The organism is Desulfofundulus thermobenzoicus, from assembly GCF_009428905.1.
GTDB classification, from domain to species: domain Bacteria; phylum Bacillota; class Desulfotomaculia; order Desulfotomaculales; family Desulfovirgulaceae; genus Desulfofundulus_A; species Desulfofundulus_A thermobenzoicus.
Genome location: NZ_WHYR01000031.1, coordinates 24,695 through 39,420 on the forward strand (window position 1 = coordinate 24,695; position 14,726 = coordinate 39,420).

Here is a 14,726-nt window from a genome sequence, read left to right on the forward strand (position 1 = left end):
CCCTTTTGATACCATTGTACCAGAAGAGGGCGTGTACTGACAATTACCATCTGGCAAGTTGTTTTAAATCAGGGTTTTTTAGCTATTTTCCCGCCTTAGCAGGCCTTCCGCCAGTATTTCCGCCGTATGGAGCACTTTCACGGGGCGGTTTTGACGGTCCAGACCGCCGCCAATCTGCATCCGGCACCCCGGGCAGTCCAGGGCCACCACCGGCGCCCCGGTGCCCAGCACGGCCTGTATTTTTTTGTTCAGGACAGCTGTGGACACCTCGGGAAATTTAATACTGTAGGAACCACCGAAACCGCAACAGTAATCGCCGGTCATCTCCACCAGGTCGGCGCCGGCGGCGGTAAGCAACTGCCGGGGCGCTTCGCTGGCCCGCAAACGACGTTTTAAATGGCAGGAATCGTGGTAGGTAATTTTACCTCCCGGCAGGTGGACCAGGGAGGACAGTTCCTCCCGGTAGGGAAGGATAAAGGATGAAAAGTCCTGAACCTTTGCGGCCAGTTCCCCGGCCCGCTCCGACCATATGACATCATCTTCCAGAAGTGTGGGGTAATGGTATTTTAAGGCCTCGGCACAGGTGGGGCAGGCGGTGATGATCTGATCCACGTCCAGGCCCGCAAAAGCGGCCATATTTTGCCGGGCCAGTTTGGCGGCGCTATCCGTAAGCCCCACCTGTTCGGCCGGGTAACCACAGCAGGCTTGGGTCTCGGGACAGACCAGCTCAAATCCCAGGGCGGAAAGCACCATGGCCACTGACTCGCCTATTTCCGGATAAACAAAATCCACCAGACAACCGGAAAAGAAAGCCACCCGGCCCCTGACTTTTTCCGGCCGGGGCAACCGGACCACCCGGTTCCGGAAGGGTACGGCGGCAATGGCCGGCAGTGTGCGGCCTTTCGTCAGATCCGACAGGAAAAGGGGCAGATGACGGACTTTGTTTTCCCGGACGAAGGGTTTTTGCAACCGTGAGGCGGTTTTCAGCAAGCCGTGGAAAAGTTCCCGGTTGGGTAATATTTTTTCGAAGATGGTTTTCTGAACAAATCCCGGACCTTCCTTCTCCACCGTACGCCGCCGCAGTTCGCCGATTAAAGCCGGCAGGTCGATATTGCCCGAACAGAAGTCCCGGCAGCGCTCACAGCGCAGGCAGAGGTTCTGGATCATTCCCGCCCTTTCCGGGCTGGTAAAGTATGCAGTGAGAATGGTCCCGATACCTCCAGTATAAACATCACCAAATACCCCCCCTACCAGCTGGTAGACCGGGCAAACATTTAAACAGGCAGCGCAACGGACACACTGGAGGGCTTCAATGAAAACGGGGTCCCGGGCCATGCGGGTGCGGCCGTTGTCCAGCAGAATGATGTGTAATTCTTTTTTTTCGTGGTACCGGCCGCCGGGGTCCACCGCCGGCACGGCGCCGGTGATCATGGTCACGTAGCTGGTGATATGCTGGGCCGTGGCACTGCGGGGCAGCACTTCCAGGATGGGAGTTATATCGACAAAACGGGGCACCAGTTTCTCCAGGCCGATGATAATTACATGTACCGGGGGCAAACTGGTGGTCAGGCGGCCGTTGCCTTCGTTGGTGACCATCACCACCGTGCCCGTTTCGGCCACCGCTATGTTACCGCCGGAAATACCCATCCAGGCCGACAGGAATCTTTTGCGTAGCTCCCTCCGGGCCAGTTTGACCATGCCCTCAATCTCCGGTTCCACATTTTCCCCGATTTCCTTACTGAAAATACCAGCCACTTCCTGGCGGCTTAAGTGAATAGCCGGCATAACCATGTGGGAAGGCCGCTGGCAGGAAAGCTGGATGATCCATTCGCCCAGATCGGTTTCGATACACTCCAGGCCCTGTTCCTTTAAATAATCATTTAAGCGTATCTCCTCACTGGCCATGGATTTTGACTTCACAATGGTCTTTATCCCCCTGGATTTGGCCAGACGGGCAATGTATTCCCGGGCTTCAAGAGCCGTGGCCGCCCGGTAGACGGTGGCCCCGCGGCGGGTGGCTTCCCGGGCAAACCGCTGTGCCAGTTCTTCCATATTTTCCGCCGCTTCCCTTTTTATGCGGGCCACTTCCCGGCGCAGAGCCTCGAAATCCCGGCCCTGGTAGACCTGTTCCCGGGAAATCACATAGTTATCGGAAAAACGCCCCAGGGCGCAGCCAATGTTTTCGTTGGCCAGGGCATCCCGGGTGGCCTGTCTTAAATCGCTTTTGCTCACCGGGATTCACCCCCTTCGTCCATAAAGATCACATAAACTTTACCGGGACCGTGTACCCCGATGGTCAATACCCGCTCGATATCGGCCGTGCGGCTGGGCCCGGAGACAAAGGCCAGGTAACCGGGAATTTCCCCCCGGGCGGCCAGGTAATCAATGGCTTCCCGTAAGGTACCCACCAGCCCTGTGGTAGGTGCCAGAGCCACATGGACCGGCGGCAGCATGGATACCAGGCGCCGGTTGATATCAGTGGCATCCTGCACCAGCGTTCCGGTTTCGGCAATGGCCATTTCAAAGAAAGAAATGCCCAGATCGGCCGGTTCAGCCTGTTCCCGGGCATTACCGGCAGTCACCTCCGCACCGGCGGCACCAACCAGGGCATGAATATCCAGGGATTTGACTATAGGGGTACCGGCCACCGCCACCCGCCGGACATTTTCCCGGTGAAGCAAATCCTGTATGAGCTTTCCCGCGTCCGCCGGATTTTGCACCCGGTGGACCTCCGCTCCCAGCGCCCGGGCCCGGGTGAGGAAAAGTGCATAAAGGGCTTCTACATCCCTTTTCTCCTGGGATGGAGTGACTGCATTTGTGGCCATAGTACCGTCAATCCTTTCTTTAAGAAAAGTTGCCCGGCCGGATGGTTCATCCGGCCGGGACACCATTTTACGCTCCCTGGGAGCCGGACATTTTTTCCAGGCTGTTTCTCTGTCTGGCCGCCGCCACTCCCAGCACCAGCAGAATCACCGCGGTGATTATCAGGATGAGGGAGCCGCCCTCCACTACCTTGGCCGCCGGACCGGCAGTGGAAGCCATGACCAATGGCGGGATCATCCAGTCCAGCACATAGGCCTGCAGAATGGTAATAATGCTGATTACCAGCACCATCAGGATGCTGTGCCCCACGGTGAAACGGAAGAGGTCACCCTCCCGGCCCACCAGGCCGGTGGCACCGGCACCCACGGCAATGCTCTGGGGCGAAATCATCTTGGCGGCACAACCACCGGTACTGTTGGCTGCTACCGTTAACACGGGGTTGATACCCAGTTTCTCGGCGGTAATTTGCTGCATCTTGCAAAACAGGGCGTTGGAAGAGGTATCGCTACCGGTCACAAATACGCCCAGCCAGCCCAGCAGCGGGGCCATGAAGGGGAAGAAGCCGCCGGTAACGGTAAAGGCCGTAGCCAGAGTGGGGGTCATGCCGGACCAGTTGGCTACAAAGGCAAAACCCAGGAAGCAGGCCACGCTCAGGACGGCATAGCGCAGATCTTTGAACGTTTTAGCAAAAATCCCGAAGAAGCGCCCTGGACCGATGCTCAGGATGAAAGCGCTGATAATGGCGGCGATTAAAATACTGGTCCCTGCCGCCGACAGCCAGTTGAAATTGTAAACCACCGCCATGGGCTTGCCCCCGGCGATAATGGCCTTATCCAAACCGACAAAGGGGATTTTAATGGTAACCTTATCCAGAACAGCTTTTACCGAACCCAGGCCCCAGTCGCTCACCATGATGGTTAAAACGATAAAGGGAGACCAGGCCTTAAACACCGCCCCGGCGGAATGCTTCATCACTTTTAACGAAGCCGGGGGTTCATCGGCAAAGCGCCAGATATGCTTGGGTTTCCAGGCCCGCAGGAAGAGCACCGTGACCACAATGGAAACCACGGAGGAAGCTATGTCCGGCAGCATGGGGGACATATAGTTGGAGGTAAACCACTGGGTGATGGCAAAAGATAGACCGCTGATCAGTACGGCGGGCCAGACCTCCTTGACTCCCTTCCAGCCGGACATGATCAAAACCAGCCAGAAGGGCACCAGGACCGACAGGAAGGGCAGCTGGCGCCCGGCCATCTGGCCGATGGCCATGGAATCTATGCCCGTGACCGTACCGGCGGTGATAATGGGTATGCCGATGCCGCCGAAGGCCACCGGGGCTGTGTTGGCAATCAGACAGATACCGGCGGCGTACAGGGGATTAAAGCCCAGACCGGCCAGCATGGCCGCCGTAATGGCCACCGGGGAACCGAAACCGGCCGTGCCTTCGATAAAAGCGCCGAAACCAAAAGCAATGAGCAGTGCCTGCAGACGGCGGTCTTCAGTAATGGCAGCGATGGAGTCCTTGATAATTTCAAACTGTCCCGTTTCTACGGTTAAATTATACAAGAAAACAGCTGTAAGGAAAATCCAGCAAATGGGGAATAAACCGGTCATAATACCATAAACGGTAGACAGGATGGTCATGTGGGTGGGCATTCCGTGCACCCAACCGGCAATACCCATGGCCAGAATAAGGGTGATAATGCCGGCCACATGCCCCTTCATACGAAAGATGGCCAGAGCGCAGAACAGGAAGATGATGGGTATGGCATCCACCAGGGCGGACAGGCCCAGATTACCCAGAGGGTTGATTACCTGTGTCCACGTTGACGTCATGGCACGGTTCCTCCTCGTAATAAGTTTGGCAAGAGTTGCATAAGTTCGAAAACTGTACCCGTAACAGAAGAAATTAATTGCCACCTTTACCTTAAGTACTACAGCGTAACTTAAAGATGTGTCCCGTAAGACACTCAGATTTGTTGTCCACCAATCTCACCAGAAAAAGAAGCTTTGCCCCTGAGATCCGGATGATTGCCAAAGATCAGAGGATGAATTTACGTTGTAGTATTAGCATGAATGGCTGGTGATACCACTTCAGCACCGCATTCCCCACATCTGCTCCCACCCATGGCACTTACAGCACTATACAGGCCGTTCGCTTCGGGCAACCGGGCACCCTGTTGATGATAGCACTGACAATTACACTTGAGCCACCTTGTGCTTACCCTGTGCCTGCCAGGCCAGTGTCAGTCCGATACCTGCCTTACGCCTGCCCTATATTTATCCTTTCTACCCTTTTCCCACCTCCTTCTGGTATGATAGCCTGGTAATTCTAATGGTCACCGTATAGGGTGGCCTGACCATTAGTAGATCTAATTTCGCGAAGATATTGAAACTTCCTTCTTGGTCCCCAAAAATTTTTCGAACAATCGGAACAGGGGCCGGGAAAACGGTCATCCTGCAACCCTTTTACCGGCGGCCCTGGCGGCAGCAGCGGGAAGAAGGCCGGAGCCGGCAAATCTCCGGCCACTTCGCCACTTAATCGATCCCCACACCGGGGTTGCCGTTCTTCAGAGCACACTAACCTTCCCTTAAAGCCATAACCACCGGTGGCTGCGGTCCGGTGTTTGGAGTTTCCGGATTCCGGAACACGCCCACCCTGTCACGGCGGTATTCAGCGCCTTTAGAAAATTTCCGGTGCCAGTTTGGGGCCGGTTAACCACCGGCATCATGCGGAAGAGCGGTTTGCAACGCCTTCCGGCGACTTCCGTGCTAGAGCACATCCACCAGTTTGTCCGGGTTCAGGATCAGGTTGGGATCCAGAGCCTTTTTAATGGATTTGATCATGTCGATCTGGGCGGGATGAAGGAAGCGGGCCATGGCCCCCTTGCGCTTCGCCCCAATGCCGTGTTCCCCGGAGAGGGCACCGCCCAGGGCGTATACCTCCCGGTAGATTTCATCCAGCACCCGGTCTTTCACCTCGTGCCAGGTATGCTCGTCCCGGTCCTCCCTCAAGAGGGTGGCGTGAATATTGCCATCGCCGGCATGGGCCACACAGGGAATTTTCACCCGGTGCTTTTCGGCTATGCCATTGATGGCCTCCAGTGCCCTGGGAATCTGGCTCACCGGGACCACAATATCTTCCATGCAGTAGACGGGACTGATCATGCGCAGGGCTTCCGCATAACATTTGCGCGCTTTCCAGATGCGATCCTGGGCGGAAGGGTTGTCGGCCACAAAGACTTCCAGCCCCCCGTTTTCCAGGCACAGCTTGCCAATGGTCTCGTAATCCTCCTCCACCTGACGCTCCGTATTACCGTCTATTTCCACAATGACGTAGGCGGCCGCGTCACTGTAAGGGAGCTTCTGGTTCAGGTAAAGTTCCGCAGCCTTGATGGACATGCTGTCCATAAACTCCAGGCAGGTGGGAATGATTCCCCCGTGGGTCATGATGGTGGGTACAATTTTGATGGCCTTCTCCACACTGTCAAAGGGCACCAGCAGATCGGCCACAAACGGGAGCAGGGGCATGAGCTTGAGATATACTTTGGTCACCACGCCCAGGGTGCCTTCGGAACCCACAATCAGGTGCACCAGGTCGTAACCGGTGACATCCTTGACGCATTTGCCGCCCAGGGTGACAATCTCGCCGTTGGGCAGAACCACTTCCAGACCGTATATATGCCGGCCGGTGACGCCGTATTTGACTGCCTTGTTGCCGCCGGCATTGGTGGCCACGTTGCCGCCGATAAAGGAGCTTTCCGCACTGCAGGGGTCCCCGGCGTATAAGAAGCCCTCGGCCCTGGCGGTGCGCTGCACCTCGCCGGTGGTCACCCCCGGTTCGGTGACCATAAAGAGGTTTTCCCGGTCCACTTCCAGAATTTTATTCATTCGCTCCAGGGAAAGCAGGATCCCCCCCAGCATGGGCACCGCCCCGGCGGCCAGGCCGGTGCCGGCCCCGCGGGGAGTGACGGGGATTATCTCCCGGTTGGCCAGCTTGATGATTTCGGATATCTGCCGGGCGTTTTCGGGCTTAACCACCACCTCGGGCATGTGTTGCCACATGGCCTCGGAAGTTTCGTCCCGGCCGTAAACTTCCATTTTTTCCGGTTCCAGCACCACATTCGCTTCACCCACGATAGACATTAGCTGTTCGACAATTTGCGGAGTAACCGGATTATAACGCATCAGTGCTTACCCTCCTTTCCCCTTAAGCCTCGGCCTTTATTTTTTTCAGCTGGTTGATTAATTCCGGAACCACTTCAAAGGCGTCCCCCACGATACCGAAATCGGCCACCTGGAAGATCTGGGCGTCGGGGTCCTTGTTAATGGCCACAATGATTTCGGAAGTCTGCATACCGGCCAGGTGCTGCACCTTACCGGAAATGCCCACGGCAATATAGAGCTTGGGCGAAACCGTCTTGCCGCTCAGTCCGATCTGGTGGGGATAGCCGATCCAGCCCAGTTCCACCACATCCCGACTGGCACCCACCCCGGCGCCCAGCACCCGGGCCAGTTCCAGCACCAGTTTGAATCCTTCCCGGTTTTTCAAACCTTTCCCGCCGGATACGATGATATCGGCATCCTGAATGTTCACTTCCTGGGTGGGGTCGGCCATGTATTCCAGGAAAATCTCCCCGAGGGAAGCCAGGTTGCTGTAGTTTCTGACCTCGATTATCCCCGTACGGGATTCGTCCCGGGCCGCCGGCCGGGTGGAACGGGGCCGCACCGTGGCCATCTGGGGGCGGGTAAAGGGGGTTTTAATGGTGGCCATAACATTGCCGCCGATGGCCGGCCGGGTTTGCAGGAGAATCTTTTCCGCGGGGTCAATATCCAGGATGGTACAGTCGGCCGTCAGGCCGGTCTTTAACCGCGCCGCCGCCAGGGGCATCACCGTCCGTCCCGTGGTGGTGGCCGCGGCAATCACCACTTCCGGCCTGACTTCCTCAATCAACTGCACCAGCGCCCGGGTATAGGGCCAGGGCAAAAACTGGGCCAGGTCAGGACTGCTGACATGATAAACCCTGTCGGCCCCCCGCCGGATTACTTCCCCCAGGTCGTCCACCCGGTCGCCCAGAATGGCGCAGGATAATTCCACACCCAGTTTATCCGCCAGGGTACGTCCCCGGTTCAACAGTTCAAAGGTTACCCGGTGAACCGTGCCATTTCTTTGTTCCCCCAGGACCATGACTCCCCGGTAGTCATGTATATTCACAGGCCGCACCCCCCTCAAATAATTTCCCGTCCGGCCAGGAACTGGATAAGCTCTTCCACCGCCCGGCCGCCCGGTTTATACTGGTGCATGATGGTTTCCCGGGAAAGTTTTGGGCTGAAAATTTTAACCACCCGGGTAGGAGAACCCTTCAGACCCACTTCTTCCGGAGCCACTCCCAGTTCCGCCGGACCCCACACAGGCACCGGTACTTCCTTTGCCCTGAGCTTACCCGCCAGGGTAGGAAAACCGGGCTGGTTGATCCCTTTGACCACGGTCACCAGGGCCGGCAGTTTTACCTTTACCTTTTCAAAACCACCTTCCACTATCCTTTCCACTATCATGGAGCCATCTTCCACCGTCAATTTTTGCACATAGGTCTGCACCGGAACATCCAGCATGGAAGCAACCATGGGTCCGGTCTGGCCCGTCTCCCCATCGGTGGCCCGCTCGCCGCAAAGGATTAAATCCACATCACCCAATTGTTTAATGGCGCTGGCCAGTGCCCGGGCGGTGGCAATGGTGTCGGAACCGGCCAGGGCCCGGTCCGATAGCAGCACACCCCCGTCGGCACCCATGGCAATGGCTTCTTTCACGGCCTTTATGGCCATGGGAGGTCCCATACTAACGGCCGTCACCGTTACCCCTTCCATGGCCTGCTTAAGCCGCATGGCTTCTTCCAGCGCGTTTTCGTCCAGGGGATTGATCACATTCCCCCGGGCCGTACGGATCATGGTACCGGTTTCCGGATCCATTTTTACATTATCGGTTCCCGGCACCTGTTTAACCAGTACGACAATTCTCACAGTTACACACCTCCTGTTTTAAAGTAATGATGTTATGATTATCAGACCAATGATGCCGATCAGGACCGGCACATCCTCCCCCAAGGAAGTCTGACCCCATAACATAAATCTCCCCCGGGCCCCGGTTACCCGCCTGTTTTCAGGCTTCCAGCCTTACCCTTCCGTTCATCTGAAATTGTCATAAAAGTTTTTTACCATGATTATCTGAAAAACTTTGTGCTTGTGATATATTGCACATAACCCTCTTCCGACATATTATCGCCATCGTTCTTTCCCCACAAGGGGCTTTTTTGTATACAAACCATTTTTTTTGGCCCGGACACTGGCTAAAGATGTTATAATGTCTTCATGTGCCCAGGTGGCCTGACCATTAACCTATGGGGAATATTCTCTATCATTTGCCAAAATCCTTTTTCAAAAAAATAATTTTTTATAAAAAATCCCGCCCCTTAAGGACAGGATTTTAAAAACACCACCGGCTAAAGTATCACTGCTGCCCGTCATGTTCGGTTAAATTAACCCGGGCCAGTTCCACTTCCACTTTCCACAAATGCCGGTACATGATGTCCCTGGCCCGTTCTTTGTCCCGGTCGGCAATGGCCAGATAGATTTCCCGGTGTTCCTCAAAAAGGCGCCGGGTGGTCCCGGCGGTGGCCGAAAGCCACAGTGCCCGGGTTACCCGCAAAGTTTGATTCATAGTTTCCTGCACTGTATTCATCAACCGGCTGAGCAAGGGGTTCCGGCTGGCCTGGGCCACAGTCAGGTGCAGGCGCAAATCCAGTTCCTCGGCCCTGGCCCCTCCGGACAAAAGATCCTCTTCCATTTCTTCCACCACTTTTTTCATCTCCTGGAGCAGATCGGCCGGGCACCTTTCGGCGGCCAGGCCGGCGGCCTCCACTTCCAGTGCTTTGCGTACTTCCAGGATGTTCTGCAACTTGTCCTTTTCCAGGAGCAATAAAAAGGCCAGCGGTTCAATAACGGCGTTGGGGCCGGGACGTTTGACGTAAATGCCCTCCCCATGCCTGATCTCCAGAATGCCGGCCAGGTTCAGCGCAGATAAAGCCTCCCGCACCGAGGCCCGGCTTACCTGCAGCCTTACCGAGAGTTCTCTTTCGGTTAACAGTTTATCTCCGGGGGAAAGCTGTCCTTCGATAATCAGCTGTTTGATCTGTTCCAGAATGCTTTCGGAAGTGCGTTTGGTTTTTACCGGCTTAAATCCCGTCATTAGCCCCATCCCCCCTTTAGTTGTTCTATCTTGTTCTATCTGATGCCGGTCAGAGCCAGAACAATAACCACCAGACCCAAAATCAGGCGGTACCACACAAAAAGGCCAAAGCTACGGCGGGTCAGATAACGTAAAAGAAACCCGATGGAAAGAAAACCGACAATGGCCGAAACCACCACGCCGGTGATAAAGGGCAGGTTCAGGTCGGCAGGGGTCAGTTTGGGCAATTGCATTACACCTGCCCCCAAAATAATGGGCGTGGACATTAAAAAGGAAAAGCGGGCCGCCGTTTCCCGGTCCAGGCCGGCTATGCGGCCGGCGGCCATGGTGATGCCGGAACGGGATACCCCCGGGATAATGGCCAGGGCCTGAGACATACCGATCCACAGGCTTTCCCCCAGACCCACCTGCTCCAGATCCTTTCCGGCCAGACACCGGGTATCGGCCAGGTAAAGGATAATGCCCATAACCATCAGCATGGCGCCAATCAGCAGCGGTTCCCGGAAAGTGGTTTCCGCCTGTGCCTCAAAGAGATAACCAAACAATGCCCCCGGAATGGTGGCCATTACCAGATACCAGAACAACCGCCCTTCCGCAGTGCGCCGCCGCAGCAGACCGTCATGCAACAGAATCAGCCAGTCCCGCCAGAAGTAAGCCACCACAGCCACCAGTGTGCCCATATGCAGGGCCACATCAAAGGTTAAACCTTCATAACGCCAGCCCATGAGCCAGGGGACCAGCACCAGGTGGGCGGAACTGGATATGGGCAAAAATTCCCCCAACCCCTGGACAAGGCCCAGAATTGCCGCCTGCCATACGGTCAAAACCATCACCCCTGTAACAATAGAATATCCTGCTTGCTGCACACATTAACTTCTTCATTATAGCACATAACGTAGTAAGGTGACCAGACAACTGACAAAAAAGAAATTCCTCCGGGGATGCCGGAGGATCCTTAACCGGGAGTGCAAGGCAACCTGACCACCGCCCCGGGATAAAGCCCTGCCTTTAAATAGTCCATGGGGTCTGTGCTTAACAGGCGCACCACTTTGCCCTCCCCGGGCCCGGTGTTCTGGATCAGCACGGGTACTCCTTCAATATTCACCTCCCTGGTGGGAACATGCTGCATTTCTTCCAGTCCTTCTAAAACCAGCTCCAGTTGCATAGGTGTATATAGGATCAATATCGTTTCCTCCTTTCCACCCGCCAGCATTCCCTGAAAATGGCTGCCGGTCAGGCCACTTTCTCCAGACGCCCGCAAATTACTGCACAGGCACATTGCCCTGCCCGGGCGCGGCATTTTTCTGTTTCCAGTCCTCAATCATTAACTTGAGCTTGTTTACCGCCTGCCCCACTCCACCAACTTCATCGATCAGCCCCTTTTCCACCGCTTCTCGGCCGATCAATACGGTACCGATATCCCGGGCCAGTTCCCCGGTACGAAACATCAGATCCCGGAAGGCAGATTCACTGATCCGGGAGTGCTGGGTGACAAACCGCACCACCCGGTCCTGCATTTTATCCAGGTACTCGTAGGTTTGAGGAACGCCAATGACCAGCCCGTTTAAGCGGATGGGATGAATGGTCATGCTGGCCGTTTCGGCAATAAAGCTATACTGGGCGGCTACGGCAATGGGTACCCCGATGCTACCCATGTCACTACCCCCTAATAATGAGTGAAGGACGGAAACTTTCCGCCCATTAAAACGTTGCCAGCACCTTTAGTTCGAACCTTTCCTGCTCCAGCTTTTCTTCCCGTCCCAGGAATTCGGCAAGGTCGACATTATAATGAATTTCAATCTTATCCCGGTACAAAACCACCTTGCTGATGATCTGGACGAGCATCTGTTTTTTCGTCTCGACCGGGGCCTCCATGAACAGCCTGAACCACTGGGGGGCACGCATGGAAAATTCCATCAGCTGGCTTCTCCGATGCTTCTCCACGCGCGCCTGCGACTTTACTTCCTCCAGCTCCTTCTCAAGTGATTCCAATATCCTACCATACTCGTTCACTTTTTCAGCCAGCAGTTGCTCCGAATACAAACTGCCGTCCGGATTGGCGAAATAATCGTCCAAACGTTTGACCCAGGCATTATAGATTTTCCTGTTTTTACTTAATTCCTTTTCCAGGGTCTTCAACCGATTTGTCGCTTCAGCCAGGTAGTCCACCTGTTTCTGTTCAATATACTGTAAAAGATCTTCACAATTCAACCCGGACAGGAAATTTTCAAGCTCCTGCAAGAAAATCCGGTCTATTTTTTTCTGGGAATACGAACCCTGCCCTGCACACAGTTTTTCTCCGCCACCCACCCGGGCGTGGGTAACACACCGGTAAACCCTTTTCTGGCAGGGATATATCTTGCCGTTACGTTTGCGCCAGTTCTGACCCGAGCTGATAAAGCCGCGGCCGCAGTAACCGCACACAAGAAAACCGGTCAGGAGTGCGCTGCTGGACATGGCGCGGGGATTGAGTGTTTCTCCCTTTTGTATTTTCGACGTACAATTTTCCTGCATCTTGCGGATCAACCGTTGCCATGTTTCCAGGGGAATAATGGAATATTCGGGTACCGGCTTCGGGTTTCCATTCTGATCCCGGGGAACGATGAAATTATTCAGGTCCGCATATCCCTTGATGCGCACCCTGGAAGTGGGAGTGTTTCCCGGTTTCGTCCTATCGTAGGCCGGTAAGCCGCAGATTATGGGATTCTGCAGCACCTGCCGCACCCGGGTGTCGGTCCACAACCTGCCTTCCCGGGTGCGGTACCCCTGCTCGTTCAACGCGGCGGCGATCCTTTTGCTTCCCAAACCTTCTTCCAGGTAGAGTCTGCACATTTCCTTAATTATTGCGGCCTCTTCTTCGTCCACTTCCAGCGGCAACCCTTTTTTGGACCCAGATAATCTGAATCCGTAGGCAGGGCGGCCACCGGTCCAGCACCCCTGTTTGGCTTTCTGCCGCATAACATGAGACACGCGAATTCTGGTGTTTACACTTTCCGTTTCCGATTGCCACCCTTCGATAAACCGCAGGAGCTTGTCATACTGGTCCTTAAGCTCCAGCTTTTTACCGCCGGGCACATCGGCAACGGCGATTACCTCAACACCGGCACGGTGAAGCTGCCACAATACTATCGGGTACTCCAGGCTTTTGCGTGAGAGACGGTCGGCCTTAAATACAAGCAGAATCTTAAATTTGCCCATTAACGCGTCGGCAAGAACGTTCTGCAGGATGTCTCTGTCGTCTTTGCTGTATTTAAACGCTGAAACACCTTCCTCCGCGTATTCCTTCACAAGTTCCCATTCCGGATGTTGTGCAACGAATTCGCGGATTACGTTTGCCTGAAGCGGTATGCTGTCTTCCTCGTTACTTTTCAACTGTTTGGCGGTCGACACCCTGTATAATGATGCTACCGGAATGGTCATGGAAAGCACCCCTACTTCGTAATTTCCTCCAGAATAAGTTGGGCCGCTTTAGCTTTGAAATTTACCATGCGTTCCCTGGAATCGGGCACGGGTATGAAAACATTCTCCACTTTCATACCCGACACGGAGTCATGCCTTCTCAATTTCATGTGGCCGAGGCCTTCTTCTACAATATATTCTACATCATTTATTAAAACCTTCCCGGGCAATTTTGACATATCATCCCCTCCTTATCGCATAGAGTCTCCGGAATGAAAGAAAGTATGTCCCGACGATTTGAAACGCAAACTATCTGCGGCTCATGCCTACCAGGGCACCCCGGCCGCACGGCACCGGATTGGCTTGTTGTTTCCTTTTCTTCCGTTGCCGTTTTGCTGGAGGCATCAAGTTCAGCAACCTTTCCGTCCACTTCTATTTCCGGCAGGCTTATCTCGAAGTCCCCGGCGGGCATCACCCGATCCACCGGCAGCATGCCGCATTGCTTGATTTCCTTTGCTTGAGGCGATTCCGTCCAGCCGACTTTGCGCAGATGCAGTGGATCAGTAGAAGCCAAAGACTGTGAACTTCGGGAGCGCTTAGTTTCTCTGACGGGGTGGTCAGCCAGGCCCAGGCCGTTTTAAACGGGTGGTTCCAGTACCAGGACACCGATTCGAAAGCATGGGCTGCTGCAGCCTTCTCCGCCGGAGTGGCGAATATGGATTGCCCCTTCAGCCAGGTCCCGAGGCCGTGCAGCCGTGCGGGCCTTCGCCCGTTGCCTGCCGCTCGCCGCAGATACGCCGCGCGGCACGCTTCCGCCCCCGTGGCCCGTGCCCCGTTACCTCCGGGGCATGCGCCGCAGGGGCGGTCATTCGGTTGTCTGCGTGCTCCCGACGGCCGGCTTTCAAAGCCCGCCTCGCACGCCCTTTGGGAGTTGTTAAGCATTCACCGAGGCCCCGTTACCCCTTTACGGGACGGCTAGCGCCGTGGGGCCTATGGTATGGATCCCGTTCTCCCTTTGGAATGGTTAATCAGCACATTATGCGCGTCAACCAGGGATCCGGATAGCGCCCGCTTAAGCGGGCGGGGAAGGCGCCGGTCTTAAAACCGGCATCCTTCGTAGTTAGTTGATTGCGATGTTTTCGATTAGGGAGCCGGCCTTGCAACCGGCTCCCCTCGATTCTCAAACTTCCACAAGCAACTCCCGGTAATCGCTTTTGTTGAACTCGTCCAGGCTGCCGTCATCGTATTCGACTTCCAGGTA

At 55.3% G+C, this 14,726-nt stretch carries 11 protein-coding genes and 1 pseudogene; all 12 read right to left on the reverse strand.

Going from position 1 to position 14,726, the window contains the following annotated elements; genetic code table 11:
* Positions 1–78 precede the first annotated feature (78 nt).
* The 12 genes and pseudogenes from ldhH to GFC01_RS11740 all read right to left on the reverse strand — a co-directional run bounded on the left by ldhH (position 79) and on the right by GFC01_RS11740 (position 13,704).
* Positions 79–2,232 carry an L-lactate dehydrogenase (quinone) large subunit LdhH gene (gene ldhH, locus GFC01_RS11685; protein WP_341473930.1) on the reverse strand — a complete coding sequence of 718 codons (2,154 nt, stop codon included), beginning with the start codon at positions 2,230–2,232 and terminating at the stop codon, positions 79–81.
* The gene (locus tag GFC01_RS11690) at positions 2,229–2,825 is read right to left on the reverse strand and encodes a LutC/YkgG family protein (RefSeq protein ID WP_152947304.1); all 597 of its coding nucleotides are present in this window, start codon (positions 2,823–2,825) and stop codon (positions 2,229–2,231) included. Before GFC01_RS11690 ends, ldhH begins: the two co-directional genes overlap by 4 nt.
* A 67-nt stretch (positions 2,826–2,892) precedes the next feature.
* On the reverse strand, positions 2,893–4,659 hold the full coding sequence (locus GFC01_RS11695) for an L-lactate permease (RefSeq protein ID WP_152947305.1): 1,767 nt from the start codon (positions 4,657–4,659) through the stop codon (positions 2,893–2,895).
* A gap of 936 nt (positions 4,660–5,595) precedes the next feature.
* The gene (locus GFC01_RS11700) at positions 5,596–7,011 is read right to left on the reverse strand and encodes an FAD-binding oxidoreductase (RefSeq protein ID WP_152947306.1); all 1,416 of its coding nucleotides are present in this window, start codon (positions 7,009–7,011) and stop codon (positions 5,596–5,598) included.
* Between the two features lie 22 nt (positions 7,012–7,033).
* A complete protein-coding gene (locus tag GFC01_RS11705; protein ID WP_152947319.1) occupies positions 7,034–8,011 on the reverse strand; it encodes an electron transfer flavoprotein subunit alpha/FixB family protein in 978 nt (325 codons plus the stop codon).
* A gap of 41 nt (positions 8,012–8,052) precedes the next feature.
* Complete coding sequence (locus tag GFC01_RS11710) at positions 8,053–8,841, reverse strand: electron transfer flavoprotein subunit beta/FixA family protein (RefSeq protein ID WP_341473932.1); 789 nt, start codon at positions 8,839–8,841, stop codon at positions 8,053–8,055.
* Positions 8,842–9,328: 487 nt separating this feature from the next.
* On the reverse strand, positions 9,329–10,066 hold the full coding sequence (locus tag GFC01_RS11715; protein WP_152947307.1) for a FadR/GntR family transcriptional regulator: 738 nt from the start codon (positions 10,064–10,066) through the stop codon (positions 9,329–9,331).
* 35 nt (positions 10,067–10,101) lie between these two features.
* Positions 10,102–10,890, reverse strand: a complete 789-nt coding sequence (locus GFC01_RS11720) for an undecaprenyl-diphosphate phosphatase (protein WP_152947308.1) — start codon at positions 10,888–10,890, stop codon at positions 10,102–10,104.
* 131 nt (positions 10,891–11,021) lie between these two features.
* Positions 11,022–11,249, reverse strand: a complete 228-nt coding sequence (locus GFC01_RS11725; RefSeq protein ID WP_152947309.1) for a YlzJ-like family protein — start codon at positions 11,247–11,249, stop codon at positions 11,022–11,024.
* 79 nt (positions 11,250–11,328) lie between these two features.
* Positions 11,329–11,739, reverse strand: a pseudogene (locus GFC01_RS11730) (ClpP family protease); the annotation flags it as partial.
* A 28-nt stretch (positions 11,740–11,767) separates the two neighbouring features.
* On the reverse strand, positions 11,768–13,486 hold the full coding sequence (locus GFC01_RS11735) for a recombinase family protein (protein WP_152947310.1): 1,719 nt from the start codon (positions 13,484–13,486) through the stop codon (positions 11,768–11,770).
* Positions 13,487–13,497: 11 nt separating this feature from the next.
* Positions 13,498–13,704 (reverse strand): hypothetical protein, encoded by a 207-nt coding sequence (locus GFC01_RS11740; RefSeq protein ID WP_152947311.1) that lies wholly within the window; start codon positions 13,702–13,704, stop codon positions 13,498–13,500.
* Between the last annotated feature and the right edge of the window lie 1,022 nt (positions 13,705–14,726).